General features: G+C 40.6%; 13 protein-coding genes, 2 tRNA genes, 2 pseudogenes and 1 riboswitch. Of the genes and pseudogenes, 8 read left to right on the top strand and 9 right to left on the bottom strand.

The genetic code is table 11. The annotated features are described in order from the left end of the window. The first annotated feature begins 16 nt into the window (after positions 1–16). Positions 17–187, top strand: a complete 171-nt coding sequence (locus RMY16_RS21810; RefSeq protein WP_322738129.1) for a hypothetical protein — start codon at positions 17–19, stop codon at positions 185–187. A gap of 12 nt (positions 188–199) precedes the next feature. After that, positions 200–1,244, top strand: a pseudogene (locus RMY16_RS21805) (DNA sulfur modification protein DndB). A gap of 29 nt (positions 1,245–1,273) precedes the next feature. Here RMY16_RS21805 and RMY16_RS21795 read toward each other — a convergent pair. From RMY16_RS21795 to argF, 7 genes and pseudogenes are all read right to left on the bottom strand, one after another. Then, positions 1,274–1,735: a DNA phosphorothioation-associated protein 4 gene (locus RMY16_RS21795; RefSeq protein WP_322710162.1), complete on the bottom strand. Its 462-nt coding sequence runs from the start codon at positions 1,733–1,735 to the stop codon at positions 1,274–1,276. Positions 1,736–1,909: 174 nt separating this feature from the next. Then, positions 1,910–3,805, bottom strand: a pseudogene (locus tag RMY16_RS21790) (DUF3370 family protein). 325 nt (positions 3,806–4,130) lie between these two features. After that, the gene (locus RMY16_RS21785) at positions 4,131–6,203 is read right to left on the bottom strand and encodes an AAA family ATPase (RefSeq protein WP_322738127.1); all 2,073 of its coding nucleotides are present in this window, start codon (positions 6,201–6,203) and stop codon (positions 4,131–4,133) included. After that, on the bottom strand, positions 6,200–6,373 hold the full coding sequence (locus RMY16_RS21780; RefSeq protein WP_322738126.1) for a hypothetical protein: 174 nt from the start codon (positions 6,371–6,373) through the stop codon (positions 6,200–6,202). Before RMY16_RS21780 ends, RMY16_RS21785 begins: the two co-directional genes overlap by 4 nt. A 327-nt stretch (positions 6,374–6,700) precedes the next feature. After that, positions 6,701–8,179: a DNA phosphorothioation system restriction enzyme gene (locus RMY16_RS21775; RefSeq protein WP_322738125.1), complete on the bottom strand. Its 1,479-nt coding sequence runs from the start codon at positions 8,177–8,179 to the stop codon at positions 6,701–6,703. Positions 8,180–8,236: 57 nt separating this feature from the next. Then, on the bottom strand, positions 8,237–8,842 hold the full coding sequence (gene lexA, locus RMY16_RS21770) for a transcriptional repressor LexA (protein WP_322665315.1): 606 nt from the start codon (positions 8,840–8,842) through the stop codon (positions 8,237–8,239). A 209-nt stretch (positions 8,843–9,051) separates the two neighbouring features. After that, positions 9,052–9,972, bottom strand: coding sequence for an ornithine carbamoyltransferase (gene argF, locus RMY16_RS21765; RefSeq protein ID WP_322738124.1), 921 nt, complete (start codon positions 9,970–9,972; stop codon positions 9,052–9,054). A gap of 366 nt (positions 9,973–10,338) precedes the next feature. Here argF and RMY16_RS21760 point away from each other — a divergent pair. Beyond that, a tRNA-Thr gene (locus RMY16_RS21760) sits at positions 10,339–10,410 on the top strand. Between the two features lie 361 nt (positions 10,411–10,771). Here RMY16_RS21760 and RMY16_RS21755 read toward each other — a convergent pair. Both RMY16_RS21755 and RMY16_RS21750 read right to left on the bottom strand, forming a co-directional pair. Then, positions 10,772–12,970, bottom strand: a complete 2,199-nt coding sequence (locus RMY16_RS21755; protein WP_322738123.1) for an Ig-like domain-containing protein — start codon at positions 12,968–12,970, stop codon at positions 10,772–10,774. 1,569 nt (positions 12,971–14,539) lie between these two features. Continuing rightward, positions 14,540–14,612: transfer RNA gene (locus RMY16_RS21750), tRNA-His, on the bottom strand. 123 nt (positions 14,613–14,735) lie between these two features. Between RMY16_RS21750 and RMY16_RS21745 the strand changes: the two genes are divergently transcribed. The 5 genes from RMY16_RS21745 to RMY16_RS21725 all read left to right on the top strand — a co-directional run bounded on the left by RMY16_RS21745 (position 14,736) and on the right by RMY16_RS21725 (position 18,374). Next, complete coding sequence (locus RMY16_RS21745; RefSeq protein WP_322665322.1) at positions 14,736–15,119, top strand: DUF4359 domain-containing protein; 384 nt, start codon at positions 14,736–14,738, stop codon at positions 15,117–15,119. A gap of 327 nt (positions 15,120–15,446) precedes the next feature. Then, positions 15,447–16,172: a sirohydrochlorin chelatase gene (locus RMY16_RS21740; RefSeq protein WP_322738122.1), complete on the top strand. Its 726-nt coding sequence runs from the start codon at positions 15,447–15,449 to the stop codon at positions 16,170–16,172. Then, a complete protein-coding gene (cobA, locus tag RMY16_RS21735) occupies positions 16,169–16,948 on the top strand; it encodes a uroporphyrinogen-III C-methyltransferase (RefSeq protein WP_322738121.1) in 780 nt (259 codons plus the stop codon). Before RMY16_RS21740 ends, cobA begins: the two co-directional genes overlap by 4 nt. Before the next feature lie 49 nt (positions 16,949–16,997). Continuing rightward, positions 16,998–17,171: riboswitch (cobalamin riboswitch) on the top strand. A gap of 21 nt (positions 17,172–17,192) precedes the next feature. Next, a complete protein-coding gene (locus tag RMY16_RS21730; protein WP_322665327.1) occupies positions 17,193–17,612 on the top strand; it encodes a DUF1636 family protein in 420 nt (139 codons plus the stop codon). A 3-nt stretch (positions 17,613–17,615) separates the two neighbouring features. Continuing rightward, positions 17,616–18,374 (top strand): cobalt-precorrin-6A reductase, encoded by a 759-nt coding sequence (locus RMY16_RS21725; RefSeq protein WP_322738138.1) that lies wholly within the window; start codon positions 17,616–17,618, stop codon positions 18,372–18,374. The last annotated feature ends 36 nt before the right edge of the window (positions 18,375–18,410 follow it).

Raw genomic sequence — 18,410 nt, 5'->3', positions numbered from 1 at the left:
ATAAGGGTTGCATATCATGTTTGCTAACATCTACTATTTTATATTAGGTATTTATATGGGTCAACCGATTGAGGACGACAATAATAGCATTTCTCCTCAGATAAAAGCTCAGTTTAGCTCCTTTATTGAGCCATTCTTCTCACAATATCATCGCGATCGCTGCTATCCAGGGCTGATTTTTCAGTAGGGAAAGCGGACAATGCTGCAAATTAATGTACCTGCGAGTGACTTTTCTGGTCTTCTCCAAGCTAAACCATCCACTGGGAATGATCCTGATTCTGGTAAAAATCGCCCAGAGGTTAAAGGTCATGCTGATGAAATTAAAAAATATATTGTTGACCGTTCCCGAAAAGAAAAACCCTGGATTGTAGGAACTTTGACTGCTAATGTCGCTCCAAAGGACATAACAATTCTTGAACTTGGTAGGGGTATTTGTTTGGTTGTTATTCGTCGTGGAGTCAAATTAGATATAACTGATGGGCAACATCGTAAACGTGCCATTCACGAATTGATAGAAAGTACTGAAAGCCACTTAATTAGTGATGATGATTTTGCAATTACTCTAGTTTTAGAGGGTGACTTTCACCAGTGTCAGGCAGATTTCAGAGACATGGCTCAAACCAAACAACTAGATAAATCATTGTTATTATCATTTGGTGAGTTCTCTGGTCGAGTTGGCATTACTAAAGAATTAATAAAACGAGTACCAATGTTTCAGGGTAAGACAGAGAAGATTAAATCAAGTCCTGCAACTAAACAAAAACTGATTTACACAACTAATTTTATAGCTAGGTTTGTAAGTTGCGTTTTTACTAACGATCCAAGTAATCAGCTTCGAGATTATGATGTTTATCAAGCATCTGATGCTTTGGTTATTTGTCTTAATAAGTTTTTCTCAGAATGCAGTAACACTGAGTATATCGCTGATACAACTGTTGAAGAAATAACAGAAGATGAAGTCGCTGCATTTAAAGAAGACTGTATTCTAGGTATAAGCGTTGGGCTGGAAGTTTTAGGGCGTTTATTGCACTATATATGATCCAGAAAACAATTATTTTAATGAAGAAAAAGTTTCACAACTAGCACAGCTAGATTGGTCAAGAGAAAATCAACTTTGGAAGGATAATGTAGTTAGAATAAATGCCCAACCTAAAAATCCAGACAAGCCTTATAAAATATCTGCTACTGTTAGTGCAGTAACAAATGCAGTCAAAACAATAAAAATTACACTGGGGTGGATGTAACGCTTTTGATTTTAAGCATTACTTTAAGACTAAGATAGGAATTTGGTTAGATCAAATTCCTCATCTTTTTGTTCTGTATTAGTTCTCTCATAACTGAGAAATAAGAAAAGTCGCTCTGAATAGTCTACTGCGCCATGCAGTTCATTTTGTATAATTTCTAAACCACCATTAGCATACTCTTCAAAAATGTGAATACGTTGCTCATCAGCAACATTATCATCGTCTAGAATCTTAATATTTTCTGTTTCGGTAATAGCTAACAAATTAATCAACAGAGTGAAGCTGCTAGTAAAATAATCTTGTCGCAGTGGGGATAAATCTTTAGAAATTACGTCTAAAGGAACGCGCTTTTTATATTTAACGCCTAAAGCTGCTGCAAACACCATTACTTCTACATAAGTCTGAAAAGGCCCAGTTGTGTCTTTTGATGCTACTAGAGATTTCACTAACTCAGCCTTATCTTTAGCAACCCTGATTCTATTTGCAGCCATGATATTAATAGTTACATTGTTGCCATCTTAACCGACAGCGAAAAGCGATCGCTAGGTTTACGCAATTGCCAAGGTATGATTTTATGATAGTATGTGGGCGATCGCTAAACAAACAAATTATCCACTAACATAGTCCATCTTGGTACTGCGGGTTCAACTTCACCTACCTCATCATCACCCGTCCGTTCTCACCGTCAAAACCTGCGGCGGCGTAGAATCTGGAGGATACAAAAAGTCTACTTGTACTTCTCGCTTCCCACCCGCTAACATTTTCAGCGTCACCAACGGTTCACCCCTTTGTCCCCGACGCTGTACCAAATGGACATAGCGCGTCTTTTCCACACCACTATCATCGATGTAACGCACCCGCACTGTTCCCCGAAAGAATACCTGTTCTACACCTGGCTTTAAAAACAGCAGTCTATCTGTTCCCCCTTCATCCTTTACAGGAGTCTGGATTGATACAGTTACCGTCTGAGTTTGATTAGTAATATTCCTGAGAGGTAAAGTCAGATTGTATTCAACACCATAGTTACTGTGAGCAAAGTACGCCGTATCAGGATAGCGTTTTAACATGGCTGCGCTTTGAATTTGTCCAGTGCTGAGAGTAATTAAATGTACAGTTCCCAAAGGATAAGAAAACGCTTTTCCTGGTTAGGGTATCGTTAACTCAGACACATTGGGATTATCCGTCAGCTGTGTTTGCCATTGCGTTCCTTGGGAGACACCAGCGACGCGACTAAATACTGTTGGTTCTCTGGGAGGGTCAAGAGGTGTGGGAATGGGGTCACGTTTTCCTGCTAAACTGCCAGTATCCAGAAGCTTTTGCCATTCGGCTAAGGTGGGGGGAAGATTGCTATTCTTTGCTAAATTCGCCAGATAAACTGGGCTACTACTTGCCAAGCGCATCATTGTAGTGCGACCGTTAGAAGCAGGAGCCTGTACGGGAATGGCTAAATTCGCTAAGATTTGAGTTCCTTTTGGTTCTATCACCAGCTTTTCAGGGAAAATCCCTTGCCGAACTCCCCGCAACACATCATTCATTGTGCGATCGCCTGGCCCAGAGTAAACTGTACCTTGAGGATTTTCTACCATATCAGGTAAAGCGATAAATGGTGCTTCTCTGGTAAGGTAACTAGCTGCTTGTAAAACTTGCAGTGTGACAGGTTCATTCCCTGGATTATGTACAATTATCCCTTGGTAAACAGTGCGACTTTGGGCTGATGTTTCCGCCCTGACAATATGATGAGCAAATATATCAAATCTGCCTTGAAAGGGATAATTTAAATGTGCTTCTTGTACTTGTTTCCCATCTGGGGGGAAAGTTGATAGTAAAATTCCATCAGTTGTTACCAGTTCAGGACTATTGCTGTTAAAGGTGGGAATAATATCGAGTTTTCCTGGTAAAGGGCGGACTTCTTGCGGATGTACTTCGATTCCGGCAATATATTGTGGGGGAACCGTATAGATATTTAACGCCCGACATATCAAAGCTGCAACTTCGCCTCTAGTAGCGCTTTGCAGTGGTTTTAGCTGTTTGACATTGGGATAATTGACAACAATACTATTAATAGTCGCAGATGCAATGGAACTCTGGGCATAGTTAGGAATTTGTCCCGCGTCGTTAAAATATTGTTGTAATATCTGCGTTGGGTTGGATAAAGGGCTGTAATTTTTTCCACCAGCTACAACACCAATGATTTGGGCACGAGGAATTGGCTGGTTGGGTTGGAAAATTCCACCGGGATAACCAGAAAAAAATCCTTTTTGGTAAGCGGTAGAAATTGCTTTATTCGCCCAATAATTACTGGGTACATCTTTAAATGACGTAGCAGTGCGTTTCACTGGTGAATCAGGAAAAGCATTTAGCATCAACACTGCTGCTTCCGCGCGTGTCACTGTTGCTTCTGGGCGGAAACTACCATCAGGGTAGCCTGTAATAAGTTTACGCTCTCCTAGTTGCTGGACACAATTTTTTGCCCAATAGCTTTGGGTGTCAGAAAAGGCTAAGGCGTTGGGAGTTGATAGAGTTAAGAGGGAGACGACTACTGAAGTTTTTCTGAGTAGCATTAATAGGCTTTAGTATAAACTAAAACTATTAAAGCATTTTGTGAATGCTTGAGAAGAATCAACTTAAGCTTAAAAAGGTACTTAGAAACCTCCTCTGCACAAGACTTTACCCGCCTGCGTGGATTAAAATAATTTGCTTGAGCCTGTTGTTATTTTCTCTTACTCTTAACCCACCTCCGTAGGCTACCCTGCGGGTGACGCTCCTTCTCTGCGAGACGCTACGCGAACGTCGCTAACGCTGAAAGCGTTCTTGTACGTTCTTGTAAGAGTAGCTGCTTTAGGTTTACGTTTTGTATAGCCGCAAACTCCATTCGCTGGGGCGTAATTATCTATCCCGTTCAACTTCCATAATTTCCGTATACTCAAACTCGTTCGGACTTTGTTTAACCAAAGGATATTTTTCTCCACCCAACTTAATATCATCTTGTTCGCAATCTGGCTTAGAAGAATAATACGTAAGCACATATTCTCTACCAATTCTGTCTGTCATTTCCGTTTCAACTTCACCCCGCCACTGAGTCTTAGTAACTAAAACTATCAACTGATTGGCTAATTGGGGAATTGTCTTCGCAATGTGTCGCCGTGAATTCTCATCTAAACTACCAAAGGGTGAATCCATCACTATTGGGAAAGTACTACTATCGGGAATCATCATCATTTTCCGCTTCTCACTCCATTCCCGTACTTTGTCAATGATGCTTGCAATAAAGGATAAACTGAGAATTTGATTCTCTCCCGTAGATGCTGCAACGGGTGCTTCTATGCCTGTAGTATTTTCTACTAATGTCAGTTCATATTTTTCGCTAATTTTAGGAATATATGGAGTCACAGAAATCTCCATAAATATCTCTTGCACTCGCTTTTCTAGTTGCAGGCGGAATTGTTGTTCTTGACGATTCCTAACTTCTGTTAATCGTTCGATTGCATCTTGAGTGGCGTTAATTCGTCGCTGTGCTAGAGTTTGCTTGTCTTCATTCAGCTTTTGTTTGGCAATTTGTTTATTTAAACCTTCAATCTCAGTTGTGAGTTGAGCAATTTGCTGCTGATTTGCACCCTGTTCTCGATTTAACTCATCAATTTTACTTTCAATTTCATCTAAGCGTTTTTGCAAACTGCTAATTTCTTCATTAGCATCTTTTCGCAACCGTTCTTGAATATTATCTAAATCGCCTTCAATTTGAGATATGCTTTGCCTTAATTGATTAATTCTGGCTTGTTCTCTATCAACTTCTTCCCAAAAACCTATAGCTTGCTTATCAATTTCATCTACTTGAGCTATCATCCGAATTGCAGTTTCTTCTACCGCCGAGGAACCAGCTTTATTTAACCAAGTACTCACATGAGTATGAGAATGATTACCCTCGTGTAATTCTGCGCCACATATACAGCGTTGAGAGTTGAGTAAATCATTGACAAATTCCCGCGAAATTCCTGATGTTAATTCGCCTCTCTGCTTCAAATCATGGATAATTCCTCGAAACTGGGATGTAGTTTCTGAGAGTAAAACTGTGTAACCCCGTGCAGAGATAACTTTTTTCAGGGCTTCCTTAGTTTTTTTATATTCTTCTTGATTTGTTGCTTTTTGCAATTCTAAATCCTGCCATCTTTCCTGCAATTCCTTAGCAGCACTCAATTCTCGCAAACGGTTACTTGTCTCTTTTTTAAAAGTTTGTTGATATTCTAACTCTTCTTTAATTTCAGTTTGCCGTTTGGTAATGCGTTCACGCTCTCGTTCTATTTTTTCTTGCTGTCGTAACAGTTGTTTAATTTCAGAATCACCAATAGCTTTCAACTCATTTTCTAGAGTTTTTTTAGCATCTCCCAAATGTCTGATGGAACGGTTAATTACTTCCACACCCAAGAAAATTTTTGTAGCTTCAGCAATTTCAGCTTTTTTGTCAGAACGGACTATTTCTTCAATTCGTTCGCCGTCAAAGAAAAAATATTGATGTAAAGTAGCGGGTAAAATTTGATTAATTATATCGTCTGGTTGCTGAGTTGGGATATTCCATTTGCCATCATCCGCACCAACCCACATGGTTAATTGAGTTTTACCCGCGTCAAAATCATCTTCGTTTTTGTAACCCCGACAGGCGCGTTTAACTCGATATCGTTTACCTTCATGTTCCCAGCCAATCTCTACCCAACATTCTACAGCTTGACCTTTTTGAGCTTCTGCGATCGCACGCTTATTAACTAACTGTTCTATTGATGCAAACGCCGCACTAAATTTATCATATAATACCCACGTAAAGGCATTCAATAAACTGGTTTTACCAGAGCCATTATTGCCATGAATAATCGTCGTATTCTGAATATCTCCACCAGCCAGAAGCATCTCTGGTGTCGTACCATAAAAGGAGCGAAAGTTGCATAGCTTGATTGAAGTCAGCTTCATCGCACCTCTTCCTTAATAATTTTCAAAATATCTTCATTAATAGGGCCATTACTTTTCTTGTCTAGCCTGCCTTTTTCTAGCTTCCATACCCGCTCAATAATTTGCCGTATTTCCGGCGGAGCGCTGGTTATTGGCTCTTGTACATCATCGATATTCGCACCTTGTGACATCTTCGGTTTGGAAATATAGTTTTTCTATATTTTAACTTTCTCTAGTACTGCATTTACCTCCGTAAAGCCACTGTTAGCGTTATCTTTAATTTTGTAAAAACTATTTTTTTAAATTTATACTTTTTTTTGAAAAAAGACTTTATTATTGAATTGTCTTCTGTTATTATTAATATTAACAATTTATATTATAATGGGATGTAAGTATAATTTTTAAAGCTACTTACATCCCATTATGATCTAATTCATAATTTTATTATTTCATACTTAATACTTGTTTTTTAAAAACTCGAAAAATTTTACAAAAAAATACAACTATATAGTTCACCATCAAATATCTAATAAACCATATCGTTTTTGTAAATCAAGTAACTTCATTCTTGCTTCACCAGCGTTATCAGCTAAATCAGCAAATTCCACAAAGCGACGCAATTCCTTTTTCAATAGATTACGTTCAACTTCTATAGTTTCTCTATCTAAATCTGGTGGTAAAACAATCATGTCAAATATAGTGGCGCGTTCTTTAGCTGGATGAGGGCGCAAAACTCGCCCCCGTCGCTGGATAAACTGGCGAGGATTACCAGAACTTGATAAAATCACCGCAGTTTGAATTGCCGGAATATCAACACCTTCATCTAAACAACGAATTGCAACTAAACCCTGCAACTCACCACTTTTAAATTGATGTCGTAAAATTTCTCGTTCTTGTAAAGTTGTTTGAGCCGTATAAGTGCTTACCTTGTAACCTAAATCCACTCCGAGAATTTTAGCAACAGCTTTAAGTTGGCGTAGTGATGAACGTTGTCCCGCATCTTGAGAACCATCACTACAATAAAAAAGAGTGTGAGTAGTTTCGCGGCGAGTTGCCATTAAATTCCGTAAAGCATTTAATTTATTTTCCGCCGCACCAATTAATCTTGCTCTTTGCATCAATAACGGCTTTAAATCTTCATTGTCTTCAAATCCCGCTTGTCCATTTTCTTTATCTCGATAAAGTAGCGATCGCCCAATTCTTTTAGTTAACTTTAAATAGGCAATGCTTTCGGCTTCAGTTAACTCTACCAACACTGGATAATAGAGATAATGTACTAAAGCACCTTGAGCGATCGCATCTCTCAAAGTAAATTCTGGCTGGAGAACTGGGCCAAAATAATCAAATAAAGATTGTGTACCAAAATCATCAAAGTATCTTTCCGGTGTGGCAGATAAAGCCAGTCTCAACCCAACACTGCGCGGTAAACTTTCTTCTAACTTGGGTGCGCCTAAATTATGCGCCTCATCCCCAATAATTAAAGTTTTGGCGGGAAAATATTTGAGTTGAGACTGAAAACCATCTCCAATTAATGTCGAGTTCGTAGTAATCACAGTAACAAACCGTTGAGAACCAGAACGCAGATTATAAATTTGGGTAGAAAGTTGACTTTGCCAAGTGCGTAAATTCTCAAAAGCTAAAATAGGTTGCAAATTAAATTTTTCACATTCTCGCGCCCATTGGGTAACAAGATGGCGGTAGGGACATACCACCACCAGAACTTGTAAATTAATCTGCTGATATAATTCACAAGCGATCGCTAATGCGGTAATAGTTTTACCACTACCAGTAGCCATTTTCAGCGTCCCTCTGCCATTGTTGGTAAACCAGCTAGCGATCGCTTGACGCTGATATTGCCGCAATTGCAGAGACACAGGCATTCTTGGGCATCCTGGTAATGGTTGCGGAGTATAATAACTGCCCTTACTTTCCCTTGCAAACGGTAATTTTAACCGGAAAGTGGGCAGTTGCTGCACCGAATTTTTCGTCAGGTACATATTTATTTAGTTATTGGTCATTGGTCATTGGTACTTATCTTTCCCATTCCCCATTCCTCAGTTGTAACCACGCCAAACACCAATGAGAGAACCTTGCACCTGCACTTGTTGAGCCATGACTTCAATGGGATTGTACTTAGAATTTGCTGGTTTGAGAGTAACGCGATCGCCTTGGCGATAAAAACGTTTTAATGTGGTACCGAATCCATCTACTCTGGCGGCGACGATAGTACCATTTTTTAAATGATTTGGTTCTGCTACTGGACGCAGAAATACCACATCGCCATCAGTAATTAAATCTTCAATCATGCTATCGCCAGCTACCCGCAAAGCGTAGGTTTGGGGAGGTAAATCGAAATTAGAAAAGTCTAAATGATCTACAGCATCAGTAAACGGTTCTATTAAACCACCAGCAGCGATCGTGCCCAAAATCGGTACACCTTGCTTTACAGGATGCAAAATCCGAATCGTTCGCGCTTGTCCTTCAGTCCATTCAATATATCCTTTAGTGCGTAAATGCTCTAAACGGCTTTGAATTGGTGCTGGTGACTTCAAGTTCATCGCTTGCATCATTTGCCTAATTGAAGGCGAATGCTGGTGCGTTTTGATGTATTCTGCTAACCATTCGTAAAGTTCTTGTTGAGCTTCTGTTAGACGTTCCATAAATTTGCGGGAAGTAATGATAAATGTCTCTAGAACATTAGTACTACAAAAAACTCCCCATAACAAGAGAAAAGTAAAAATATGAAAGGCAAAAGCAAAATTATTTTCTTCTCTTTTGCCTTTTGACAAATAAGAATATTACAGGTTACAGGTTAGAGGGTACAGGTTACAACCAAGAAAACTATACCCTATACCCTGTGCCCTATTCCCTACTCTGCTCCTAAAATACTAGCAAGTAAGGCTTTTTGGGCGTGCAGGCGATTTTCTGCCTGTTCCCAAACTCGTGATTGAGAACCTTCAATAACAGCTTCGGTAATTTCTTCACCACGATGGGCTGGTAAGCAGTGTAAAACAATTGCCTCTGGGTCAGCAAGGCTTAATAGCTGCTCGGAAATTTGGTATGGTTGAAAAATTGGCATCCGATTGTCTGCTTCGGCTTCTTGCCCCATACTCGCCCAAACATCAGTGTAAAGTACATTAGAACCCTTGGCTGCTAATTCTGGATCGTGAGTGACGAGGACTTCCGTTTTGTTATTAGCGATCGCTCTTGCTTGTTCTACAATCTGAGAATCTGGCTCGTATCCGCTAGGAGTAGCAATTCTAACATTCATCCCTACCAAAGCACAGCCCAACATCAGAGAATTAGCCATATTATTCCCATCACCTACGTAGGTTAAAGTTAACCCAGCCAGGGTGTTAAAGGTTTCCTGAATCGTCAATAAATCCGCTAATACCTGACAAGGATGTTCTGTATCAGTAAGTGCGTTAATCACTGGAATTTTGGCATATTCAGCAAAAGTTTCTAAATCTTGCTGGGCAAAAGTACGAATTGCCAAAATATCCAGATATCGATCTAACACCCGCGCCGTATCCTGCAAAGGTTCCCCGCGACTAACTTGAGTGACATTAGGATTGAGATCGATTACCTGCCCACCAAGTTGATACATCGCCACAGTAAAACTTACCCGTGTGCGAGTTGAAGCTTTGGAGAACAACAACCCCAAAACTTTATTACACTGCAACTTCAACTGCTGTGATTTAAGTTGAGTTGCCAATTGCAAGAGTTCTTGAAGTTCAGTAGAAGTGATGTCCGCTAGACTTAATAAATCTCGTCCGAGCAATGCTGCCATGCTTGTAATCTGTAAAAAATAATTATATATTTCTGTTCCTTTATTCAACCGTGTCAAGAAAATACAGTTTTAGAACTGGCCAGGTATTTTTGGGTTCAGCCCAGGATTTGAGTTAGCTTTTGCTATAAATATTAATTTATCAACTTTATCAGTGATTCAGAATGCCTGATTGTTTCTGGTTCACCACAATAGCAACGCCAGAACAATCATTTAAGCCGACAAAAGCATCAATATTGCTAAAATTTCTGGTCTTTTAGCCTAATTTATGATCGAGCAGATATTTTTTAGAATTTATAGCTAGACAAATAAATGGATTATGGTACAATAATAAATCGTGGTTGCTAATTAAGAGTAATCGTCAGACTTGCCAGCATAGCACAGTGGTAGTGCATCCGACTTGTAATCGGAAGGTCGCGAGTTCAAATCCCGCTGCTGGCTTTTGTACATTCGCAAACTAATATTTTGGGGCTGTTTTTTGCACTCAATTGAATTATGCGAAGTTTTCCTAGAAAATTAGTGTAGCCGAATTGTTTTGAATATTAAGTATTAACATAATAAACCAAGTTGCGGGTTATAAAATTTTGGATGCTGCGTAACCGATGATTTGGATAAATGTACATAAAAAGTTTACGGTTGCATTAGAATGCAACCGTAATTGGGAGTGAACTATAAAAGTAGAAAAATTAACTGATGAGATAAATTCTTGTTGGAGACTAAGTGCAAAAATGAATACTTGCGTTTCAGTAAAAACCCTTCCCAAGTACAAGCATGAATTGATTGCGATCGCTCGATACTGATATTAATTAAGTGGACGCAGAAGTGTAATTTTGCCCATGCCTGTCTCTTGACTGAGTTGCGCCACGTAGAGATTTCCATTCGTGGGATTCTCAACCAAATCCAATGGACTTGGGTTAAAACCAGTGAAACCAGTAATACCCATTTGGGAATTTATAATATTCAACTTTGCGCCACCTGGTGTTAGCACAATGATGTCTTTCCCTGAACTGAAGCGTATCACAAGCAGCTTGCCTTGCAGCTGACCATCTAAAACATGACTACGATATTCAATAATGCCATTAGGTGAAAAATGCTCTCCAAAATCGAAGGCAATACCCTTCCAATTTCGGTCAGGTAGAGTACCAACGGGATATTCACTTATCTGAACTGGATCTGTACCGACTGTAGGATTTCCTCCACTCAACACCCACTCACAACGTTTCGGATTGGGATGGCCATAATAACCATTTCTAACAACGCGAAACAGAAAGTCTCGCTGCGTGCCTAGACTTCTAAGAGCAGGCACAGATGGACTAGTATATGCTCCATTAGTAGCTTTATCAATCCGGTTTTGACAGGCAAGAGGTAGGGGAATAGGTGTATTTGGCGTATTGCCACCAGCCGCTGAACCATTCGTTGGCACATACAACTGACCATTGGTATGCCAAACCAGATCGTAGGCATTACGTATACCACTAGCAAAGATAGTTATAGGTGCGCCCGCTTTAAAGGGGTTATAAGTACCTCCATCCTCCGTCCTAACGCTTAAAGGAGGTGAGGTGATTTTGGACAGGTCTACTCGTAATACAGCAGCAGTTAACAACCGCTCAGGACGATTACTCCAGGCAGTGTTTGGTGCGCCGGTACTACTATTACTACCCTGCAACACATAGAGCACATTTGGCTCATTGGGCTTAAACTCAATGCTATTGGTTAGATGATCCCGACTCGATCGCGGTAAATCAACCACATAGTCTTTTACCGTCTCTAGATTAGTACCGCGTAAACGAGTAATTTTACCACTCCACTCTGGCGCATCAACAGTTCCATTCCAGTAGTAGTTATTTGTTACCCAGAGAATTAGGTTGCTGGCATTTGTTGATGAGGGATCGAAGTGCATACCAATGATCGTTCGATTACCACCATTTGCAGTCTGCAATGAGGAAATCGTTTGTGGCATACCCAGAGTACCATCAGCATTGATCGGGAAACGCAAAATCTCACCTAATAAGGTAGCAGCATAGAGTTTATTGTCAGGCCCAATCAATACTGTGGTGTAAGGTTTGATAGGTACATTAGCTAGTGAGATTTGCTCGAAAGTAATATTGCTTACTGGTTTCACAAAGGAGCCTGTTGTGAAACTGATCCTATAGGGTAAGAATGCAGCACCATTGCTATCTTTAACCCCATCGGTGATTTGTAACAAATATTTGGTATTGTTCTTGAGACGATTTATCGGAGACACTACAATCACATCTCCACCACCGGAAGTGTTGTAATTGGCATTGACTTGTATATTAGTAGTGCTATCGATCAGCTTGATGGTTGAGGCAGAAATAGTATTAACCGCAATACCACTATTGGGGAGATTTAGGTCTGCTGTAATCGAGATATCTGGCGATACATTTGTCTGACCATCATTGGGATTGGTCGTTCTGATCGAGGGACGATTACCTGGTGCGATCGCAATATAGTTGAGCTTGGTATTCTTACCACCTTTAGCATCAATTGTGAGCTTGCCGTCGGCAACATTAACAATTCGAGTAACTGCGGCAAACTTTTTAGTTGCAGTTGGTAAAAAGCCAGAAATAGCAACCGTCCCTTCTATATTAATCTGGTGCTTACTATTTACAGTATTAGTAGCATCACCGACACTAACAGTCACATTGTAGGAACCATTAGATAGGGCATATTCCCAAGCAGCAGGTATCGTGACTCCTGTTCCCGAACTGCTAAGAGGATATTGCAGATGAATCAGTCTATTTAGTCGCCGATCGATGTTACTTTGGTTGCGATCGCGTGTATTGAGTTGGATATCAAGGGGAGTGTGTGTAGCATTGCCTAAGCTATCTTCGCGCACCCAACCAAAACCTCTACTATCATTGTAGGCTTGCCCGATATCTTTAATATACCCAGATGGTACAGGCGCGTCATTTGGTTGAAAAGCAATCCCTTGAACAATTGCTAATACCAGTATTTTGGGTCTGATCTTGTAAATCATAGTATGCCTTGCCGTTGTGTTCGTAGTTGATACGTGAGTAGTCCATTAACATTGGCGAAGTATCTGCAATGATTATTCCTGGCAATCCTTCACTGGCTAGAAACGAACGTAATGACTGCAAGTCTCAGGGAACCCATTTCTCTAAACTGTATAAAAATTATTTAGTAAATACTTGAAATTACTTAAGTACTGAACTTCTTTTTAAGAGAATTACAAGAGAACTTTCTAATGCCTCAACTTGCCACAGTATGATTACGTAAAAAGCAATAAATCAGTAATAAATCTTCAAAATTGCTACCATAAACCAACCTTGAATAGGTGCTGGCAGAGTTCATTTTTATCTGCGCTGTTAATATACAACTAATATCAGGTTAATTGAATGTTTATAATATCTGTACTTTGGGGAGCTAGCAAGGGCGATAGTGCAGGGTAAAACCTTCTCTTCTCCCAAAGGGAGACGCTACACGTAGCTTGCTTCCCTGTAAGGGTACACCAATGGCACAGCAACTCTTAAGGAATGCTACCGCGAACATCTGGGGGTTTCCCGACAAGCAAGCAACTTTTGAAAAACAAAACCCAATATTTTATCCATATTTATGTTGTGTTTAACAATAGTGAAACCCAACATGAACATAGAGATATTTTATTCTTAAGTAATCAGTCGAACATGATATAAGTTTGACAGCAAATCATGAAAAATTTTTCAATATTTATGCCTTATCTTTGTAATAAAATGATATTCTAATTCACTCATCTATCTGAGGGTGGATTATGCAGAGATTAACTCAATTACCAAGTAAATCAACTTTATTTATAAGTGCGCAACTGGATGGGGTAAGTAAGTAGGTGCTAAAAAACACAACTAAATTAAGAAGGGTAAAAGGGAAAAACCTTTACCCTTTACCCATACAAAACTTTGTATAGTTCGGTTTAATTGTGCCAACCTACTTAGCACGGCAAACGCATCTAAATATTGACGAGCCAGGATTTGAGCCGAATTCAGCGATAACCTGATCAGAGATACCTTTGAGTAAAGTAAATATTGCTTTTCTTCAGTAATGATAATCATTATGATGAGGGAGTTAGACGCAGGCGATGGCTGCGGTCAAAGAAAGTCAGTGGACGTAAAAATGTTCTCTGTTCCTTACCATAGGTTCATTTGAGCCAGAGAATACAATTCCTGAGAATCAAGAGTCTACCTGTTACCATCAAACACTACTACTGCTACGCCAAAACCCATTGTAGAAGCTACAGGGTGGCTGATAAATGCCAAAGGTGAGTTGGAACTCACAGCGAATGCACCGAGCAAACTTCATAGTTCATCGCAGAATCCTGGATCTTGCCGTGTTGTTTCTTAGATGTTAATGTCCATCTGAGAATACAGAGACTATCAAGGATGAACTTGGTCACGGCTTTAGGATTGCGATCGCCACTCTGTAAGTCTATAAAGCTACAGATCGTATATCTTTATCCTTGTTAAAATTATGATTACAAGGATTTACACCATTTGACCTACCTTCTACAGGAGTGTAGATATTAATATGAAATTATGAATATGAAATTATGTAGGGCGAACGATGGGAATCGAACCCACGAATGGTGGTACCACAAACCACTGCCTTAACCACTTGGCTACGCTCGCCATTCAACAATTTGAATTATAGCAATAATTTAGCAATCGATCAAGAGTTTTGTTCTAGGAACGGACTTAGTTGATTTAGAGTCTCTGGAATCTAACAATTACAATGAATTTTACTTGGCAAATATGAAACCATTGACCATCATCGCGTATACTGGAGCAGCAGTAGGCCTCGCCGCCTTGGGTGTGACAATGGCGAAAACCAATCCCGGTCAAGCTGAATATGAAGAATATGCAGTTCAACGCCTGACAAAATACTTAAAAACCGATGTATGTAAAAAAACTACTAACATTATAGAAAATTTAATCCGTTTTAATTGCGATAAATTGGTTGACTCGGCTAGCCCGCAAATCCAAGAAATCATTGCCAAAACTACAGAAAGACAAAATTACGTTATTTTTAGTGTTTACCATACGGATTTGAAAATAAACTCCTGGATACCTTCATACAAGTTTGAAACGGTAGGAGCTTTTAATCAATTTTATACTTACACTGCTGAAGAACAATAAGGTAAGCAGCAAGAGAAGAATATCAGCAGAATTCAAGAGCGATGCCCTGAGCCTGTCGTACCCCTCCGGGGAAGCAAGCTACGCGGAGCGTCTCGTGGAGAAGGGTCAGAATGGGCTACGCCTCGCTACGCTAACAGAAGAAAAATAGGCTTTCTACTTAGTTTTGAAACGAGTAGTTGTGTACTTTACAACTTGAATTTCGCTGTAAAAATGATTAAGAATACTTCTGTTTAGTAATTGATAATAGTTTCAATAATTACCAGAGTAGTTATCAACCCCGGCTAAATCTTAAGTAAGATATAGTAACTGAAAGTTCAAGCTTTGCCGATGTCATCTGCCTATCTGCTATTATCTCACGGAAGTCGCGATCGCCGCCCAGAAATTGCTATGCAGCAACTAGCTAGGCTGGTATGTCAGAAATTGTCAAGCGAACATTTGGTTGGCATCGCTGCTTTAGAAATGAGTCCTCAGCCTTTACACGAGCAGATTCAACAATTTGCTAAAAGCGCTTTTGGCGATTACTTACTGTCTCCAAATGAAAATTGCCTGAAAATTGTACCGCTATTTCTACTGCCGGGAGTGCATGTGATGACAGATATTCCTGCCGAAGTAGCACTTGCACAACAGGCTGTTGGTCAAGATATCATCATTGAGTTGCAACCATATTTAGGCTCTCACCCCAATTTAGAGAAATTGCTGGCAAAGCAAATAGCTGCTATCAAAGCAGAAGCATGGATTCTCTTAGCTCATGGTAGCCGTCGCCCAGGTTCGCAAAAAACTGTGGAAGCAATGGCGGCGAGTTTGGGAGCAGTAGCTGCTTATTGGGCTGGGCCTCCTAGTTTAGAATCACGGGTGAAAGAGTTGGTAACTGCTGGTTATCGGGAAATTGCAATCTTGCCATACTTTTTATTCGCTGGTGGAATAACCGATGCGATCGCCACCTCAATAGAGGAGCTAAAATTACAATTTTCTGCGGTGAATTTCCAACTGGCCAAGCCACTGGGAGCAAGTGCAGAATTAGCCGAGCTAATTTGGGATTTAACACAGAGATGAACCGCACAGAAAAACAGGAGAACAAGTATTTGGGAAAGGTTTATTTAGTAGGTGCGGGGCCAGGAGATCCAGGATTAATTACCCTGAAAGCGAAAGGTTTGTTGGAATGTGCAGATGTAGTCATCTATGATGCTTTGGTGAGTCCGGCAATTCTGGCAATGATTAATCCCCAAGCCGAGCAAATTAATGCTGGTAAACGTGCGGGGAGACATTCGTTGTTGCAGTCAGAAACAACTCAATTGTTGATTGAAAAAGCACAGGATCATGCAATTGTAGTGCGGCTCAAGGGCGGCGATCCCTTTATTTTTGGTCGCGGTGGCGAAGAGATGGAAGAATTAGTTCAAGTGGGAATATCAACGGAAGTTGTGCCGGGTATCACTTCGGGAATTGCAGCAGCAGCATACTCAGGTATTCCTTTGACGCATCGGCTATATAGTTCGTCAGTGACATTTGTAACTGGCCATGAAGCAGCGGGTAAGTATAGACCGCAAGTGAATTGGAGTGCGATCGCTCACGGTTCCGAAACCATTGTAATTTATATGGGAATTCACAATCTGTCTTATATTGTGGAAGAATTAAGTACTGCTGGGTTTAATTTAGAAACGCCGATTGCTTTGGTGCGCTGGGGTACGCGCCCAGAACAAGAAGAATTAATTGGAACATTGGAAACAATTGTCAAACAGGTAGAGGAAAGTGGATTTAGTGCGCCTGCGATCGCAGTTATTGGACAAGTAGTGAATATGCACAGTATTTTATCTGGTTGTCGTCCAGTTTGATAGTTGGCGCAAAGCTTGTTGTTTCGTATTCTCCGATAACCCTAGTGTATGATCGATAAGGTTATTCGGTTCTGGTGGGAGTCAGCCACCAGAGGTAACGGGGAAAGTTCGGTGCAAATCCGGCGCTGTCCCGCAACTGTGAACCCAATTTGAGATTAAAGAACTAAATCGAAAATCTCAAATTGAGTGAGTCAGGATGCCCGCCGAAATCGATTTATTAGTTTCACATATCTGCGAGGTACAGATGACTACGACTGCAAATATTTCCCCAACTAGTCCATTGGGTGTTGCTGAACATACTTTATTTGTTTGCAAAACCTGTGCCAGTGTTTGGCAAAATGGAAAACGCTTAGGTGAAAGTGGTGGTGAAAAACTTTTACACCAACTTCAGCAGCTGGCACAAGATTGGGATTTACGAGAACAATTCCCAATTCAGGAAGTTGAATGCATGAGTGCTTGTAATCGTTCTTGTGTAATCGCCTTTAGTGCCAAAGGCAAATTAACATATTTATTTGGTGATTTAGCCGTTGATGGTAGTGCCTCTGCGGTACTGGAATGTGCTAGCCAATACTATGCTAAAGCAGATGGTTTACTGCCTTGGTCAGAGCGTCCAGAAGCAATGAAAAAGGGGATTTTAGCAAAGATTCCACCGTTATCTATCTAAATGATGCGCGTTTTGATTTTGGGTGGGACGAGTGATGCAGCAGAACTAGCTGCCAAAGTTACGGCTATCCAAGGATTAGAAGTAATCACCTCTCTAGCTGGACGCACCCGTGAACCGTCAGTACCGTTGGGCGATTTGCGGGTTGGAGGCTTCGGTGGTGTGGCTGGATTGGCTAGCTATCTGCGAGTCATGCAAATCGACTTATTAATTGATGCAACCCATCCTTTTGCGACTCAAATTTCTTTCAATGCGGCAGATGCGGCAACAGAAGTTGGAGTACCCCGCCTGATGTTAATCCGTCCGCCTTGGGAAAAAGAAAGTGGCGATCGCTGGATTGAAGTTGATAGTGTTGCAGCCGCAGCAACAACCCTGCAAAATCAGGCACAGCGAGTATTTTTGACAGTTGGTAGGCAAGAACTGGCCGCTTTTGCTCATTTGGAGAAAATTTGGTTTTTGATGCGGATGATTGACCCTCCTAGCGAAGATGCTTTAGTACCGCCGGGGATGGTATTGTGCGATCGCGGGCCTTTTACCCTCAATAATGAGAGACAAATTCTGATTGAGAATAACATTGATACCATCGTCAGTAAAAATAGCGGTGGCGATGCCACAAAGCCCAAGATTATTGCCGCGCGAGAACTAGGCGTGAAGGTTGTGATGGTAAATCGTCCAGCGATACCGCCAGGGGAGCAGGTTAGTAATGTTGATGCTGCTTTGGTATGGTTATGCGTAGGCGTAGCCCGCCGTAGGCATCGCTGCTAAGTAAATAGCCAAGATTGATAATACGATCTTTCCTAA

Source organism: Nostoc sp. DedQUE12b (assembly GCF_034530835.1).
Classification (GTDB): Bacteria; Cyanobacteriota; Cyanobacteriia; order Cyanobacteriales; family Nostocaceae; genus Nostoc.
This window is presented reverse-complemented; position numbering and strand designations above follow the sequence as displayed.